Origin of the sequence: Paraburkholderia unamae (assembly GCF_003268775.1) — a bacterium.
Lineage (GTDB): Bacteria > Pseudomonadota > Gammaproteobacteria > Burkholderiales > Burkholderiaceae > Paraburkholderia > Paraburkholderia unamae.
In genome coordinates this window covers 440,358-455,625 of the sequence record NZ_QLSU01000001.1, presented here as the reverse complement: position 1 = coordinate 455,625, position 15,268 = coordinate 440,358, and the positions used below count along the sequence as shown (strand labels likewise).

15 protein-coding genes are annotated in these 15,268 nt (G+C 65.0%); 4 read left to right on the top strand and 11 right to left on the bottom strand.

The window, feature by feature from the left end; genetic code table 11:
* Positions 1–10 precede the first annotated feature (10 nt).
* From catC to C7401_RS01890, 6 genes are all read right to left on the bottom strand, one after another.
* A complete protein-coding gene (catC, locus tag C7401_RS01915; protein ID WP_112169644.1) occupies positions 11–295 on the bottom strand; it encodes a muconolactone Delta-isomerase in 285 nt (94 codons plus the stop codon).
* Between the two features lie 49 nt (positions 296–344).
* The gene (locus tag C7401_RS01910) at positions 345–1,676 is read right to left on the bottom strand and encodes a short-chain fatty acid transporter (protein ID WP_112169643.1); all 1,332 of its coding nucleotides are present in this window, start codon (positions 1,674–1,676) and stop codon (positions 345–347) included.
* Positions 1,677–1,736: 60 nt separating this feature from the next.
* Positions 1,737–2,705, bottom strand: coding sequence for a 3-hydroxyacyl-CoA dehydrogenase (locus tag C7401_RS01905; RefSeq protein WP_112169642.1), 969 nt, complete (start codon positions 2,703–2,705; stop codon positions 1,737–1,739).
* A 2-nt stretch (positions 2,706–2,707) separates the two neighbouring features.
* On the bottom strand, positions 2,708–3,409 hold the full coding sequence (locus C7401_RS01900; protein ID WP_112169641.1) for an SDR family oxidoreductase: 702 nt from the start codon (positions 3,407–3,409) through the stop codon (positions 2,708–2,710).
* A 45-nt stretch (positions 3,410–3,454) separates the two neighbouring features.
* Positions 3,455–4,507 (bottom strand): cyclase family protein, encoded by a 1,053-nt coding sequence (locus C7401_RS01895; protein ID WP_112169640.1) that lies wholly within the window; start codon positions 4,505–4,507, stop codon positions 3,455–3,457.
* 105 nt (positions 4,508–4,612) lie between these two features.
* Positions 4,613–5,356, bottom strand: a complete 744-nt coding sequence (locus tag C7401_RS01890; protein WP_112169639.1) for an IclR family transcriptional regulator — start codon at positions 5,354–5,356, stop codon at positions 4,613–4,615.
* Positions 5,357–5,670: 314 nt separating this feature from the next.
* Between C7401_RS01890 and C7401_RS01885 the strand changes: the two genes are divergently transcribed.
* Positions 5,671–6,993, top strand: a complete 1,323-nt coding sequence (locus C7401_RS01885; RefSeq protein ID WP_112169638.1) for an MFS transporter — start codon at positions 5,671–5,673, stop codon at positions 6,991–6,993.
* A gap of 139 nt (positions 6,994–7,132) precedes the next feature.
* Positions 7,133–7,918 carry a DinB family protein gene (locus C7401_RS01880; RefSeq protein ID WP_112169637.1) on the top strand — a complete coding sequence of 262 codons (786 nt, stop codon included), beginning with the start codon at positions 7,133–7,135 and terminating at the stop codon, positions 7,916–7,918.
* Between the two features lie 25 nt (positions 7,919–7,943).
* Here the strand turns inward: C7401_RS01880 and C7401_RS01875 are convergent, their stop codons facing one another.
* The gene (locus tag C7401_RS01875) at positions 7,944–8,909 is read right to left on the bottom strand and encodes a LysR family transcriptional regulator (protein ID WP_112169636.1); all 966 of its coding nucleotides are present in this window, start codon (positions 8,907–8,909) and stop codon (positions 7,944–7,946) included.
* A gap of 152 nt (positions 8,910–9,061) precedes the next feature.
* Here C7401_RS01875 and C7401_RS01870 point away from each other — a divergent pair, with 152 nt between their 5' ends.
* Positions 9,062–11,347, top strand: coding sequence for an NADP-dependent malic enzyme (locus C7401_RS01870; RefSeq protein ID WP_112169635.1), 2,286 nt, complete (start codon positions 9,062–9,064; stop codon positions 11,345–11,347).
* Positions 11,348–11,464: 117 nt separating this feature from the next.
* On the opposite strand, the gene C7401_RS01865 is transcribed toward C7401_RS01870, so the two are convergent.
* Positions 11,465–11,746, bottom strand: a complete 282-nt coding sequence (locus C7401_RS01865; RefSeq protein WP_112169634.1) for a hypothetical protein — start codon at positions 11,744–11,746, stop codon at positions 11,465–11,467.
* A 353-nt stretch (positions 11,747–12,099) separates the two neighbouring features.
* On the opposite strand from C7401_RS01865, the gene C7401_RS01860 reads away from it, so the two are divergent.
* Complete coding sequence (locus C7401_RS01860; protein ID WP_112169633.1) at positions 12,100–12,408, top strand: hypothetical protein; 309 nt, start codon at positions 12,100–12,102, stop codon at positions 12,406–12,408.
* An 8-nt stretch (positions 12,409–12,416) separates the two neighbouring features.
* Here the strand turns inward: C7401_RS01860 and C7401_RS01855 are convergent, their stop codons facing one another.
* The 3 genes from C7401_RS01855 to C7401_RS01845 form a co-directional block, all read right to left on the bottom strand.
* Positions 12,417–12,965, bottom strand: coding sequence for a GNAT family N-acetyltransferase (locus tag C7401_RS01855; protein WP_112169632.1), 549 nt, complete (start codon positions 12,963–12,965; stop codon positions 12,417–12,419).
* Positions 12,966–13,017: 52 nt separating this feature from the next.
* Positions 13,018–13,620: a helix-turn-helix domain-containing protein gene (locus C7401_RS01850; protein WP_112169631.1), complete on the bottom strand. Its 603-nt coding sequence runs from the start codon at positions 13,618–13,620 to the stop codon at positions 13,018–13,020.
* 144 nt (positions 13,621–13,764) lie between these two features.
* Positions 13,765–15,153 carry a nucleobase:cation symporter-2 family protein gene (locus tag C7401_RS01845; protein ID WP_112169630.1) on the bottom strand — a complete coding sequence of 463 codons (1,389 nt, stop codon included), beginning with the start codon at positions 15,151–15,153 and terminating at the stop codon, positions 13,765–13,767.
* Between the last annotated feature and the right edge of the window lie 115 nt (positions 15,154–15,268).

Genomic DNA, 15,268 nt, shown 5'->3' with positions numbered 1-15,268 from the left:
TGTGCTCCGCTCAGTTCGGCGCGATGGCCGAGGGATGCTGGGCGAGCGGCGTCACGCTGACCTTCATGAACGGGAAGAGCGGCAGCGCGGAAAGCAGCGTGTGAAGCTCATCGTTCGACTCGACGTCGAACACGCTGTAGTTCGCGTATTCGCCCGCCACGCGCCACAGGTGGCGCCATTTGCCTTCTCGTTGCAGCTTCTGCGAAAACGCTTTTTCTTCCGCTTTCAGGGCGTCGGCGAAGGCGGCGTCGGTGCCGTGCGGAATCTGCACCTGCATGTGCACGAGATAGAGCATGGGGATCTCCGTTGGGAACAGGGTTCGGGGAAGGGCGGACCGGAGCGGATCAGCCCCAGGCGAGAATGGCGACCGAATAGACGATGCCGATCCAGAACATCATGATGACCGTGTAGCCCATGATGTCCTTGAGTTTGAGCTTCGAAAGCGCGAGCGCGGGCAGGATCCAGAACGGCTGCACCAGATCGTTCCATGCGTTGCCGAGCATCACGGCCGTCGAGGTATGGCCCACGGAGGCGCCGATCGTCTTTGCCGCCTCGATCATGAACGGGCCTTGAATGACCCAGTGGCCGCCGCCCGAGGGCGCGAAGAAGTTGATGACGAACGAGCTGATCAAGCCCCAGAACGGCAGCGTGCCGGGCGTCGCGACCTTCACGAATGCTTCGGATAACGTATTGACGAGACCCGACGACGCCATGATCGCCATGATGCCCGCGTAGAACGGGTACTGGAGGATGATGCCGCTGATTGTGCGAATGCCTTCGTTGAGCTTCTCGACATAGCGGATCGGCGTGCCGAGCAGCAGGATGCCGAGGAACAGAATGAAGAAGTTGATGAGATTCAGGTCGATCGAGCCGCCTTGCACGAAGTGCAGCGCGACATAGCCCATGCCGATCAGGCCGATCACGTAGCTCAGAATGCGGCTGTTGTTCAGGCGGTTGGCGAGCGTGTTGCCTTCGTCGAGATCGACGCCGAGCGCGGCGGCCTTCTGCTGCGTTTCTTCGAGCGCGCGGTCGATTTCCTTGATCGGCTGGCCCGCCTTCGGATGCAGCCACGCGTTGAGCAGCGGCAGCGTGATGATCGTCACGAGGCTCGTGATGAGCATGGTGGGCGAGAAAATCGTTTCGGAGAGCGGAATGACGCCCATTTGCGCTTCGAGCGGATGTCCCTTCGTGGAGATCAGCACGGGAATGCTCGCCGAAAGCCCGAGGCCGTAGAGCGTGAAGCCGCTATAGGCCGAGGCGATGATGAGCGGGTAGTGCACGCCCTTCACGCGCATGGCGAGCTTGCGCGCGACGATGCCGCCCACCACGAGGCCGAAGCCCCAGTTCAGATAGCTGCCGATGCCGCCCACCAGGGTCGCGACGATGATCGCCATGCGCGGGTCGTTCACGCGCGCGACGAGGCGGTTGAGGAAGCGGTCGGTGAGCGGCGCGGTGGCGAGCACATAGCCCATTGCGAGAATCACCGCCATTTGCGTGGTGAACGCGAGCAGCGCCCAGAAGCCCTTGCCCCAGCTCGTGGTGAGCGCCGTGATGGCTTGCCCCTGCACGATGACGGCGAGGGCCATCGTCAGCAGGGTGAGGCCGATGGCGAAAACAAAGGGATCGGGTAAGTACCGGCGCATCAGCTCGGTAAAGAACGCGGTGACTTTCTGCATGGCTGTGTCTCTATCTGAATCGTAATAGTTGTCGGGTCTCTGCTCGCGCGGCTGCGGCGCCTACGAATCGTCCCGGTTCATGGTCTTGCGATGGCGGGCGAGTTGCATGAGCTCGCGGTCGCGCCAGCCCACGCGTTCGTCCCACTGATCGAGCGGCAGCGCTTCGCGCCTGGCCGCGGCGACCTGCGCGACGAGTTCGGGCGTCCACGGATCGTGCTGACCGCGCTCGGCGCCCATGCGCTCGTACGACGGGCCCATCTTCTGCGCATGCGAGGCAATGCCGCCGCGCGTGTTCAGATCGACGGTCTCGAACGGGCCGATCACCGACCAGCGCGGACCGAGGCCTTCGCGCATCACGGTGTCGATGTCCTCCACCGACGCCACGCCGTCGCGCACGAGGCAATACGCCTCGCGCAACACGGCGCCTTGCAGCCGGTTGAAGATGAACCCTTCCACTTCCTGCTTCACGCGCACGGGTTTCATGCCCGCTTCGCTGTAAAGCGCGATGGCGCGATCGGCAGCCGCGCCGGACGTAAAGGGCGCGGGCACCACTTCGATCACGGGCACGAGGTAAGGCGGGTTGCCGGGATGCGCGACGAGGCAGCGCGCGCGGCCGGCCAACGTTTCATCCACGAACTTCGAAGCCGCGAGGAACGACGAAGCGCTCGCGAGAATCGCTTCAGGAGGTGCTGCGCGGTCGAGTTGCGCGAAGATCTCGCGCTTGAGTTCGGCGCGCTCGGGCGCGCATTCCTGCACGAGATCGGCGTTGGCGGCTGCGGCTTCGAGCGTGTCGACGATCTCCACGCGCGCGGCGATGTCGTTCGCGCTTTCGTCGAGCAGGGCGAATTGCGTGAGGTCATTCAGGCGCAATGCGACTTCTTCCGGCGCGGCGGCGCGGCGCGCGGCGTCGGGATCGTAGAGACGCACGCGCCAGCCGGCGCGCGCGAAGCAGATCGCAAACGCCACGCCTATGCTGCCCGCGCCGACAATGCCGGCCTGACGCGGCGTGCGCGGATCGTGGTTCGTCATTCTCACACCCCCGCGACGCCGACGGTCATGCCGCCGCACACATAGAGCACCTGGCCCGTCACGAAGCCGCTGCGCGCATCGAGCAGATACGAAGCGGCGTGCGCGACGTCGTCGGGCGTGCCCACGCGCTTCACGGGCACCGCGTTGATGATGGCCTCGGTGCGCGGCGCGCCGGGCGGATTGGCGCGGTCGAAGAGTTCGGTGCGGATCGGGCCCGGCCCGATGGCGTTCGCGGTCACGCCGAACGCGCCCAGTTCGAGCGCCCACACGCGCGTCATGCCGATCAGCGCGGCTTTGGTGGCCGAGTAGGCCGTGCGCAGTTCCTTGCCGAGCGCGGCGCGCGACGACATATTGACGATGCGCCCGAAGCCCGCGGCCTTCATGCCGGGCAGGAGCGCCTGCATGCACTGCTGCGCGCAACGCACGTTGAGCGCCCACGCGCGTTCGAGTTCGTCGAGCGACTGATGCTCGGCGTCGTTGGGCACGACCACGCCCACGTTGTTGATGAGGCGCGTGATCGGGCCGCCTTCCAGCGCGCGGGCGAGCGCGGCGGCGGTCGCTTCGACGCTGGAGAGGTCAGCGATGATGCCGTCGCCCACGCGGTCGATCACGACCGCCTCGTAACCGTCGGCCTCGCAGCGCGCGGCGCACGCGGCGCCAATGCCGGCGGCGCCGCCGGTGATCAGGACTCGTTCTTTAGCCATGGTCTTCTGGGATGCAAATAAAACAGAGGAATACGAATCGATTGATTACACGGTGGCGACCGGCGTGACGGGCGAGCCCATCGCGCCCGGCAACCGCAGCGGCGGCGCGGTGAGCATGAAGTGCGAGCGCTTGTGCTCGCGCAGCCACACAGCAAGATCGCGCAGATACCAAAGCTCGCCCAGCGGCAGCCCGAGCTTGAAGAGGCAGTGGTGATGCAGCGGCATGAGCGGATGCTCGCCGGGCGTGGCCGGTGCGCGCGCGGGATAGCGTTCGACGGCGTAGTTGTCGGCGGCGAGCGCGGCGATGCCCGAGTCGCTGATCCATTGCAGCAAGCGCTCGTCGCGGCCGTCGAGCGCGCTACAGTGGTTCGCCAGCACGGCTTCGTCGGGCTGGCGGTTCATTTCCAGCACCATCTCCGCGAAGCCGGTGCGCAGCACGAGCATGTCGCCGCGCTCGACCTGCACGCCGTCGGCTTCGATCACGCGCATCAGGTCGTCGTAGCCCACGGTGCGCAACTCGCGGCCGAAATGCGCGGTGAAATCGACCAGCACGCCGCGCCCCTGCATGCCCTTCACGGCGAGGTGCTCGACGCCGAGCACGTCGGCGTGGCTATGCTCGCCGCCGCACGCGTGGGGCGCGAAGTTCGCCTCGGCGCGGTATTCCACCGGGCCGACCACGTCCACGTTCGCGCGATAGCCGTTGTAATAGACGCTTTCGGCCACGCCGTCGCCGTTGGCGTCGAAGCGTGCGCCCACGTGCGCGAGCGAGTCCCACTGCGTGGAGTATTGCAGCGAGAGCAGCACCTGGTCGTCGCTCACGACATCGGTTGCGCCCGCTTCGTTGCGTGCGAACGGAAAGTTCACATAGGGCAGGCCGTCACGAAATGTCGGGCGCAGCACGGGTGGATGGCGTCGCACGTTGAGCTTGCTCTCGCCGGGATAGTCGAGCGGCAGGGAGAGCGTGAACGTGAGGCCCGCGCGAATTTCCTGCGCGCCCTTGAGCACCTGCTCGGCGCCGATGAGATTGGGGCGGCCCAGTTGATCGTCGGGACCGAAGTCGCCCCAGTTCGAGCCTTCCGGCCGGTTCTTCCAACGCATGTTGTCTTCCTCCACTTCAGCTTTGCCGCGCGGGCCGGATGGACCGGTTGCGCGCTCGCATCGCTGCATTCGGGTGTCCGAGGTGTCCGGGGCGCCCAAGGGCTCTCAGGCGGCGAGCAGCGACGGCGGGATTTGCGCGTACACCTCGAGCAGCGCCTTGACGGCGTTCTGCTCGTTCTTCAGCAGGCGCGCCTTGGGCGCGCCGATGACGAGCGCAAATGCCTCGCCATGAATCAGGAAGCCGCGCGCGAGCCCGGCCACGTCTTCCACGCTCTGGCCCGTCGAGCGATGCCAGCCGTCCGCCACGCCCTGGTCGACTTCGCTTTCGAACGCGGCGCGCTCGATGACCGAGCCGTCGCTCGACGTCAACTGCGGCGCGCAACTGTCGAGCAACTTGCGCCGCGCCGCAGGGGCCAGCGCACCGAGCAGCGCCTTGCCGGCGGCGCTGGCGATCGTCATGAAGCCGCCCGGCTCGTCGCTGTAGCGGATCTTCTGGCGCGACTCCATCACGTCGAGATAGACCACGCGGTTGCCCGCGAGCGTGGCGAGCGCGGCGGTTTCGCCGGTGGCGTCTCGCAGCGCCGAAAGCAGCGGCTGGAACATCAGCGTGAGCGGGTCCTCGCTGCAAATGTCGCGCGCGACATGCAGCAGCCGCTGCGTGGGGTAGTAGCCCGCCTTCACGCCCGGCGCGTACAGATAGCCTTTGGCCACCATCGTCTGCAACAACGCGTGGCAGCTCGACAGGGGGATCTCGGTTCGACGCGCGATCTCGCTGTAGATCATCGGCTGCCGCACTTCGGCAAAGAGGTTGATCACGTCGAAGACGCGCACTGCTGTTTTCACATCCATGAGAGCATTATCGGCATATCGATAACCAGCTGACAATACGATTACGGGTAAACACCTAAATCGCGGCAATCCCGGCCGGTTCTGCGCTCGGGCGAGCTACGGGTTATCCCTTGGTTGACGGGAAAGCACGACCGTCCGATAGTCCGCACCCTCCGGCAGTTGTTCGGTAATTGAAAGATTGTTCTGTATTCGAACGTCATATCGAGCCCTTTTTGGGTGATGACCCAAGCCGCTTTCCGATTGGAAAAAGCCGCCGGAGCCGGCGCGTTTCGTTCAGGAAACCGCCGCTCGAAATCGAAATCTGGAGACGTACCTTGGCAGCAACCCCCCTCGACACCCAGCATCGCCAGGCCCGCAAGGCGGGTATCGCATCGTTCGTCGGCACGACGATCGAGTGGTACGACTTTTACGCGTACAGCACGGCGGCCGCGCTCGTGCTCGGCAAGCTCTTCTTCCCCTCCACGAATGCGCTGGTCGGCACGCTGGCCGCGTTCGCCTCGTTCTGGGTGGGTTTTCTCGCGCGTCCGATCGGCGGCATCGTGTTCGGCCACCTGGGCGACAAGGTGGGCCGCAAGAAAACGCTGATCGTCACGCTCATGCTGATGGGCGGCTGCACCACGCTCATGGGCCTCTTGCCGACGTATAACCAGGTGGGCGTGCTCGCGCCGGTCCTGCTCATCCTGCTGCGCCTCACCCAGGGCATTGCAATGGGCGGCGAGTGGGGCGGCGCGGTCGTGCTTTCTTCGGAACATGCGCCGAAGGGCAAGGAAATTCTCTATTCGGCGTTTGCGCAGCAGGGCTCGCCCGCGGGCAATCTGCTCGCCACGGTCGCGTTCCTCGTGATCTCGATGCTGCCCGATCACCAGTTCATGACCTGGGGCTGGCGCGTGCCGTTCCTGATGTCGGCGGTGCTGGTGGGCGTGGGGCTTTTCATTCGCATGAGCGTGGACGAATCTCCCGCGATGAAGGAATTGCAGGCGAAGAACAAGGTGGCGAAGCTGCCGATTGGCGAAGTGCTGCGTCACCACAAAGGGCTCGTGGCGATGGGCGTGGGCGCCTGCGTGATCGCGCTTTCCGCCACCTACTTCAAGACCACCTTCGCGCTTTCGTGGGCCGTGACCTCGATCGGCTTCGACCGCACGCAATTCCTGAGCGTCATCACGTTCGCCATTGTCGTGCAGTTGATCGTGCAGCCGTTCGGTGCGGTGCTCGCCACGAAAATGGACCTGAAGAAAGCGATCATCTACATGCTCGTGCCGGAGATCGTCGCGTTGCCGCTGATGTTTTCGATGATCGCCACCGGGTCGACGAAGCTCGCGATGATCGGCATGGCGCTCGCCTCGATTCCCCACTCGCTCTACTACGCGGCCATGGCCGGCATGCTGGCGAAGGCTTTCCCGGCGCAGGTGCGCTACACGGGCATTTCGCTCGCCTACCAGATTTGCGGCATGGTGTTCGCGGGTACGACGCCGATTCTCGGCCAGTACCTGCTGAGCGCGACGGGCAGCATCCTTTCCGTGGTTGCGCTAGGCGTGGTGCATGTGCTGATCACGCTGGTTTGCGCGCTGATGCTCGTGACGCGCATGCAAGCCGAGGGCACGCTGGAGACGCAGCGCGTGGTGACGGCGCGGACCTGATCCGCTGAATTTCGACGTTGCATGGCAAGCGGGGCGCGGGCGATGGAGCCTGCGCCCCGTTTGCGTTGGATCACTTGCTTTTGCGCGTTTATTAACGTATCGTTTTGATACGTTACGTTTCGAGCTATTAGGAGGCAAGGTGCATTCACGCTTCGACCGTTTCAAGGCAACCCCGCTCGCGGGCCAACTGGAAGCCTTGATCGACGCGCCGCATCGCTACGCGGAATACGCGGTGCTCTCGCGAGTCGGCGTGGCCGCGATTGCGGCCGTTGCTGGCGAAATCGCGCAAAAATTCCCGGAAATCGGCGAAGACGCCACGGCGCGCCAGTATTGCGGCGCGCTCGTGGCGGAGGTGATGCGCCGCCACGGGCATGAAGTCGCGCAGGCGCGCGGGCGTGTGAGCGGGGCGCTATTCAGTTACGGCGCGGTGTTCAGCGCGCAGCCGCTCGCGCTGCCGTTCGAGGCCGTGATCGACGCGCTCGCAACGATGCCGGAGCGCTTCACGGCGCTCGTCAAGCGCACGCCCATGAATCGATGGGCGCGCCGGCCGCAGGGCACGGGCTTTTCGCTGCTGGAGCACGCGTGCCATTTGCGCGATCTCGATGCCGTTTTCGCCGAGCGTTTCAGCGCGGTGCGCAAGTCGCATCTGCCGGAAATCGCCTCCGTGAACGGCACGGCGCTGGCCGAGGAACGCGAATATATGCGCCAGGATCTCGTCGCCGCGATGGGCGAGTTCGGCGAAGGACGTCGCCGTCTTTGCGCGTCGCTCAAGCGCCTCACGCCCGAGCAGCGGTTGCGCTGCGGGCTGCGCGACGGCGTGCGGCGCATGACGCTGGAAGAACTCGTGCGCGAGTTGCTCGACCACGACCGCACGCATGCGCTGGAACTCGATGAACTCGAAAGCGAATTGCGGGATGTGGCTTAGGGCCGGTGATTAGCGGGAACAAGGCCTAACCGCGCGCCTTCTCCGCTTCCTGATACAACTCGCGCAGCGACTGCCCGAAAGTGGCGTCCACGTCGCGCAGCGCGCCCGCACGCGTGAACATGGCGACGGGCGGCAGCGTCCAGTCGAGCGTGTACGGCACGACCGCCACGCCCGCGAAATGCACGAGTTCCTCGGCAATGTCGGCGGGCACGATCGACACGGTGTTCTCGTTCGTGCCGATCATTTCGCCGATCAACCGCGACGTGTAGCTCTCCACGATCGGCACGGGCGGCGCCACGCCCGCGTGCAGGAAGAGGTCGGATATCTGCTCGCGGATGGGCGTGTGCGGCGCGCCCAGTATCCAGTCCAGCTCCACGAGCTTTTCCCAGTTGAGCTTGCTGCGCGCGAGCCGCGCGGCAAGCCGCCGGCTGGCGATGAGCCGCGGCTTTTGCTGATGCAGCACCTCGAAGCGCAACTGCGAGACATCCACGGCCGAAGACGCCCGCCCGATCACGATATCGAGTGTGTGGTCGCGCAACTGCGGCAGGAGCGCGTCGCTCGTGCCTTCATGGATCGTCATGGTGACGCGTTGCGGCAGGCGCGATTGCGTGAGGCGGATCGCGGCGGCCAGCGTGCGCCCGGAGATGAATGGAATCACGCCCACGTGCACGCGCGTGGCGTGGCCGGCCACCACCGCTTCGATGTCGCGCGCGAGGTGGTCGAGGTCGTGCAGCATGGCCTGGGCGCGCGTGAGCACCACGTTGCCGAGCGCCGTGGGCGTCATGCCGCGCGAGGAGCGCTCGAAGAGCGGCGCGCCGAACATGCTCTCCATTTCGGCCAGCGCATTGGTCACGGCGGGCTGGCTGGTCGCCATGTGCTCCGCCACGCGCGTGAGCGAGCCGTGCTGGCGGATCTGCAAGAGCAGGACCAGATGGCGCATTTTCAGGCGCGTATTCAACCGCCTCGTCACTTCGTCGATACTGAAAGACACGATAACCGGGGGTATTACCAAAAAATGATGGCCCCATACTAAATCAAAATGGCCGCCTTATGAGGGCTCTCTAGAATCGCCTCATTCGAACACGCCGGGCCGCGCCAGCCTCCAGCCGCGCAAGCCGGGCCCCATCCTATCGAGTGAGGAACATGAACAAGACCGATCGTCAGGCCGCTCTGGAATACCACGAGTTTCCCACCCCGGGCAAGATTTCGGTGACGGCCAGCAAGCCGCTCGTCACCCAGCGCGACCTCGCGCTCGCCTATACGCCGGGCGTGGCCGTGGCCTGCGAGGAGATCGTCGAGAATCCGCAGAACTCGTTCCGCTACACCGCTCGCGGCAATCTGGTGGGCGTGATCACGAACGGTACGGCCGTGCTCGGTCTCGGCAATATCGGCGCGCTGGCTTCCAAGCCGGTCATGGAAGGCAAGGCGGTGCTCTTCAAGAAGTTCGCGGGCATCGACGTGTTCGACATCGAAGTCACCGAAAGCGATCCGGACAAGCTCGTGGACATCATCGCGAGCCTCGAAGCCACCTTCGGCGGCATCAATCTGGAAGACATCAAGGCGCCGGATTGCTTCACGGTCGAGCGCAAGCTGCGCGAGCGCATGAAGATTCCGGTCTTCCACGACGACCAGCACGGCACCGCCATCACCGTTTCGGCCGCGTTCATGAACGGCCTCAAGGTGGTGGGCAAGGATATTTCGAAGGTCAAGGTCGTGACCTCGGGCGCGGGCGCGGCGGCGCTCGCGTGTCTGGACCTGATGGTGGATCTGGGCCTGCCGCTCAAGAACATCTGGGTGACGGACATCGACGGCGTGGTCTACCAGGGCCGCACGACGCTGATGGATCCGGACAAGGAGCGCTTCGCGCAGGACACCTCCGCGCGCTCGCTTTCCGAAGTGATCGAAGGCGCGGACGTGTTCCTCGGCCTGTCGGCCGGCGGCGTGCTCAAGGCGGAGATGGTCAAGAAGATGGCGGACAAGCCGCTGATTCTGGCGCTCGCCAACCCGACGCCGGAAATCTTCCCCGAGGTCGCGCTCGAAGCGCGCCCGGACGCGGTGCTCGCCACGGGCCGTTCGGACTTCCCGAACCAGGTCAACAACGTGCTGTGCTTCCCGTACATTTTCCGCGGCGCACTCGATGTGGGCGCAACGACCATCACGCGCAACATGGAAATCGCGGCCGTGCATGCGATCGCCAAGCTCGCGGAAGAAGAACTGAATGATTCAGTGGCGGCGGCTTACGGCGCCTACGACCTGCGCTTCGGCCCGAAGTACCTGATTCCGAAGCCGTTCGACTCGCGCCTGATCGTGCGTATCGCACCGGCCGTTGCGAAGGCCGCGATGGAAGACGGCGTGGCCACGCGCCCCATCGACGACTTCGGCGCCTATACGAACGAGCTTCAGCAGTTCGTGTATCACTCGGGCGCGTTCATGAAGCCGATTTTCGCGGCCGCGAAGCAGTTCGTGCGTGACGGCGGCAAGTCGCGCATCGTGTTCGCCGAAGGCGAGGAAGAGCGCGTGCTGCGCGCGGTGCAGGTGATCGTCGACGAGAAGCTGGCGCGCCCGATCCTGATCGGCCGCCCCGAAGTGCTGCTCGCCCGTATCGAGAAGTTCGGCCTGCGTTTGAAGCTCGGCGAAGACGTCGAAGTCACGAACCCCGAGTACGACGAGCGCTTCCACCAGTACTGGACGACCTATTGGGAACTGCGTTGCCGCGACGGCATTTCGAAGGAAATGGCGCGCGTGGAAATGCGCCGCCGCCTCACGCTGATCGGCGCGATGATGGTGCGCCTGGGCGACGCGGACGGCATGGTGTGCGGCACGGTGGGTGCGTATCACGACCACCTGCGCTTCGTCGATGAAGTCATCGGCATGCACCCGAGCGCGAACACGTATGCGGCGATGAACATTCTGCTGCTCGACAAGCGCACGGTCGCGATCGTCGACACGCACGTGAACGACAACCCGAACGCCGAGCAGATCGCCGAATTCACGCTGGCGGCCGCGCGTCAGATGGAATGGCTCAATCTTCAGCCGAAGGTGGCGCTGCTCTCGCGCTCGAACTTCGGCTCGGGCAGCTCGGCCTCGGGCACGAAGATGCGCGAAGTGCTCAAGCTCGTGACGCAAAAGAATCCCGACCTCGAAATCGACGGGGAAATGCACGGCGACTGCGCGCTCGACGAAGCGCTGCGCCTGCGCATCCTGCCGCATTCGAAGCTCAAGGGCGCGGCGAACCTGCTCGTGTGCCCGAACGTGGACTCGGGCAACATCGCCTACAACCTGCTCAAGACGGGCGCGGGCAGCAACGTGGCGGTGGGACCGTTCCTGCTGGGCGTGAATGCGCCGGTGAACGTGCTCACGTCGAGCTCCACGGTGCGACGCATCATCAACATGGCCGCCCTGACCGTGTTGCAGGCGAACCGCGACTAAGCGAATCCGACGGACGCCTTTGTGGCGTCCTGGTGAAAAACGCGCGATGGCTTCTTGCCGTCGCGCGTTTTTTTATTGGCGCAAGGATCAGATAGCCGCGGGGTGTCTCAGGTTGCCTTATGTTGCCGTTTCGGCGAACTGTTCGTCGATCAGCCGGCAGGCCGCGCTGTAGCCGCCCATCAACGCGTCGATATCGGACTGGAAGGGAATGCCGGCCGCGTCGCCTATTTTCAGGGCGCGTGTGGGGGAGGCCGTTGCGTCGTTAGCCGCAAGGGTTGAGACGGTTACGACGGCCGCATAGCGAGGGCGTTTGACTTCGGTGCGTTCGAGCGGGACGGCGCCATTTGCTTCGACGCCCACATGGATCGCGTAGCCGCGATATTCATAAGTACGATTCATGACTGCATTGCCTGACAGGTAGCTGCCTGCAAGACTAGGGAGGTCAGCTTAAGCCAACCTTACGTAAGCGCTGAATACGCAGCAAAGGACCTTTAGCGCGATGCGTGGGAATCGAGGCTAAACGAAAGACAATGAAAGGCGCTGGTTAGAGAGGAGCGCAAAGGATTTTGTCCGACGAAAAAACGTCGTTACAAGGCGTGACGCTTAAGGTTCTCTTCAGCTTGGCGCTGGCACGATCGCATGACCCTGCCCAGGACTCACGTCTTGCCGCGCGCCGGGTGCTCGCAGCAAGACGCGGGTAAAAACAGTCAACGCGATATCGTTGTCCACGCAACTTGCCGGAGCGCCGCCCCATGAAGCTGTCGACCGCTCGCCTGCACGCGTATCTGTTCGTCGCCGCGCTGTCGGCGATCCTCATTCAGGCCGCCGTTTTCGTTTCCATCATGCTGCTGCATGTGCCGGAGCGCGACTTCGAGTCACAGCCGTTTCGCGCGGCCGTGCTCGTGGCGGTAGGCGTTGCGATGCTCGTGGTGCGCCGGCAAGGGCGGCGCGACGCTCAGGCGCTCGCGGCGCGCGAGCGCGAGTTGCCGCAGGCGCTGTGCGCCGCGCGTGCGCCAATGCGCGCGGCTCGCGCACTGCGGCGCGCGCGTCGTTCTCGTTGACGTGAGCTTCAGCCGTCCATGGGCGGCGCGGGCATGTCCAGATTGAGCTGGTAGAACGCGGCGTCTAGCCAGCGGCCGAACTTGAAGCCCGCTTCCTTGATCGTGCCCGCGTGCGTGAATCCCAGCTTCGCATGCAGGGCGATGCTGCCGGCATTGGCGGCGTCGATGCAGCCCACGATCACGTGGATCTGCGTCTCGCCCGCGCGCCGGATCAACTCCTTGAGCAAGCGCTCGCCAAGCCCCCGGCCGCGATGGTCGCGATGTACATAAACGCTGTGCTCGACCGTGTACTTGTTGGCGGGAAACGCGCGAAACGTGCCCCAGCTCGCGAAGCCGAGCAGCGTGCCGGCTTCGTCCACCGCGCCCACCACCGGAAATCCGTTGGCGCGCTTCGTGCCGAACCACGTGACCATCGCTTCGGGCGCGCGCGGCTTGTAGTCGTAAAGCGCCGTGGAGTTGACGATCGCGTCGTTGAGGATTTCGAGAATCGCCGCTGCATGGTCTGCTTCGTTGCAGTCGATGAAGCTCACATGATCGCTCTGTGACTTCGAATTCATAGGGAATCCTGTTTAAATGAGAAGGGTGGCGGGTTCAGGGCGTCGCGCGGCTTCAGGCGCCGCTCATGTCGCAGATGGCGACGACATAGCGCGCGGCATGCGACGTCGGATTGCTGAAAATGAGTGGCTGGTCGCGCCGCATGGCGAGGCAGTCGCCGGGGTGCAGCGTGTGGCGCTGGCTCCCCAGTTCGACGTCGATGCGCCCTTGCAGCACCCAGACCTGCTGGTGAATCACATTCTCGCGGCTGCCGGTTTCGTAGGCCACGCGCGCGCCCGCCGGAAAATCCACCTCGACGAGCTGGATGGGCGAGGGCCAGTTGGGCGGCGACACGCTCCGGCGCGTATAGCCCGACTGCGGGTCGCGCCACTGCGCCTGCTGATCGCGGCGCACCAGCGGCTCCACGGGCGCGCTTTCGCCGCTCGCGCCGAACAGGCTTGCCATCGTCACCGATAACCCGGCCGCGAGTTTTTCGAGCACCACGGCAGTTGGGCTGGCGGCGCCGCGCTCGATCATCGAAATCATCGAGCGGCTCACGCCGCTGCGCGTGGCCAGCGCGTCGAGCGTCAGGCCGCGGGTGGCCCGCAGGTCGCGCACGCAGCGCGCGATGCGCTCGTTGATGCCGGTGTCCGCCGGGCTGTCGGTTTGCGTGTCCATCTGCCTGTCCGTTTGATCTGTTTCCAGGATGATGGAGTCATTATCCAATAAATTGGAATTCGAGGTCAATAAAAAAGCGCGCGGCCCATGCGCTGACAAGCGGGCCGCGCGCTCACTGCATCGCTCAGTCGAGCGTTCCGTCCATCATGGCTTTTCGGGCAGGAACCAGTTCATCACGAGTGCGCAGATGCCGCCGGTGGCGACGCCCGACTCCAGCACGTTGCGCAGGGCGTGCGGCAGGCTCGTGAGGATTTCCGGCACCTGCGAAACGCCCAGACCGAGCGCCAGCGAAACGGCGATGATGAGCAGCGCGCGGCGGTCGAGCCGGGTGCCCGCGAGGATGTTGATGCCGGAAGCGGCAACCGCGCCGAACATGACCATGGCGGCGCCGCCCAGCACGGGCTCGGGCACGGCCTGGAGCACGCCGGCGACCGGCGGGAACAGGCCCAGCACCACAAGCATGCCCGCGATCCAGAGGCCCACGTGGCGGCTCGCGATGCCGGTGAGCTGGATCACGCCGTTGTTCTGCGCGAAAACGGAGCTGGGGAAGGTGTTGAACACGCCGGCCAGCAGCGAGTTGAAGCCGTTGACGAGCACGCCGCCCTTGATGCGCCGCATCCACACCGGGCCTTCCACGGGCTCCTTCGAGATTTTGCTGGTGGCCGTCACGTCGCCGATCGCTTCGAGCGAGGTGACGAGGTAAATGATCAGCATGGGCACGAACAGCGACCACGAAAAGCCCAGGCCGAAGTGCAACGGGGTCGGAATCTGGAACAGCGCGGCTTCGCGCGCGCCGGTGAAGTCGAGCCGACCCATTGCGCCCGCAACGATATAGCCGATCGCGAGCGCGATGACGAGCGCGGTGCTGCGCACCCACACAATGGGCACGCGGTTGAGCACGATGATGGTGCCGAGCACGAGGCCCGAGAGCGTGAGGTTCTGCACGCTCGCGAAGTTGCCCTTGGCGATGGCGCCGTAGCCGCCGCCCATGCTGATGAGGCCGACCTTGATGAGCGTGAGGCCGATCAGCAGCACCACGATGCCTGTGACGAGCGGCGTGATGAGCCGCTTGATGAAGGGCAGGATGCGCGACACGGCCATCTCGACGAACGAGCCCGCGATGACGACGCCGAAAATGGCGGCCATCACCGTTTCGACAGCCGCGCCCTCTTTGACCATGAGGCTGCCGCCCGCGATCAACGGGCCGACGAAGTTGAAGCTCGTGCCCTGCACGATGAGCAGGCCCGCGCCGAGCGGCCCCACGCGCTTGCACTGGAGGAACGTGGCGATGCCGGAGATGACGAGCGACATCGAGACGATCAGCGTGGTGTCGCGGCTGGAGACGTTCAGCGCCTGGCAGATCAGGAGGCCCGGCGTGACGATGGGCACGAGGATCGCCAGCAGATGCTGGAGCGCCGCGACGAACGCGATGGTCGGAGCGGGGCGGTCTTCGGGACCGTAGACGAGGTCGTGGGCGTGTTCGGTGTCGTCGGCGCCGGGGGCGGCGGGCCGCGCGGGTGAGGCGGATTGCATCGCTAAAGGGCTGGTGAAGAAGGAAAACCCGGCATTTTAGCCGAAGCGCCAGGGCGGCCCTCGGACGCACCACCGGACGCACCATCGGGCAGCGCACGGTTAGCCCTTACAATAG

Bases quoted from the DNA above. Each gene is read 5' to 3' on its own strand.
- C7401_RS01850 (WP_112169631.1), bottom strand. From the start codon at position 13,620: ATGGACACGCAAACCGACAGCCCGGCGGACACCGGCATCAACGAGCGC.
- C7401_RS01845 (WP_112169630.1), bottom strand. From the start codon at position 15,153: ATGCAATCCGCCTCACCCGCGCGGCCCGCCGCCCCCGGCGCCGACGAC.
- C7401_RS01895 (WP_112169640.1), bottom strand. From the start codon at position 4,507: ATGCGTTGGAAGAACCGGCCGGAAGGCTCGAACTGGGGCGACTTCGGT.
- C7401_RS01870 (WP_112169635.1), top strand. From the start codon at position 9,062: ATGAACAAGACCGATCGTCAGGCCGCTCTGGAATACCACGAGTTTCCC.
- catC (WP_112169644.1), bottom strand. From the start codon at position 295: ATGCTCTATCTCGTGCACATGCAGGTGCAGATTCCGCACGGCACCGAC.
- C7401_RS01865 (WP_112169634.1), bottom strand. From the start codon at position 11,746: ATGAATCGTACTTATGAATATCGCGGCTACGCGATCCATGTGGGCGTC.
- C7401_RS01910 (WP_112169643.1), bottom strand. From the start codon at position 1,676: ATGCAGAAAGTCACCGCGTTCTTTACCGAGCTGATGCGCCGGTACTTA.
- C7401_RS01860 (WP_112169633.1), top strand. From the start codon at position 12,100: ATGAAGCTGTCGACCGCTCGCCTGCACGCGTATCTGTTCGTCGCCGCG.
- C7401_RS01900 (WP_112169641.1), bottom strand. From the start codon at position 3,409: ATGGCTAAAGAACGAGTCCTGATCACCGGCGGCGCCGCCGGCATTGGC.
- C7401_RS01855 (WP_112169632.1), bottom strand. From the start codon at position 12,965: ATGAATTCGAAGTCACAGAGCGATCATGTGAGCTTCATCGACTGCAAC.
- C7401_RS01905 (WP_112169642.1), bottom strand. From the start codon at position 2,705: ATGACGAACCACGATCCGCGCACGCCGCGTCAGGCCGGCATTGTCGGC.
- C7401_RS01890 (WP_112169639.1), bottom strand. From the start codon at position 5,356: ATGGATGTGAAAACAGCAGTGCGCGTCTTCGACGTGATCAACCTCTTT.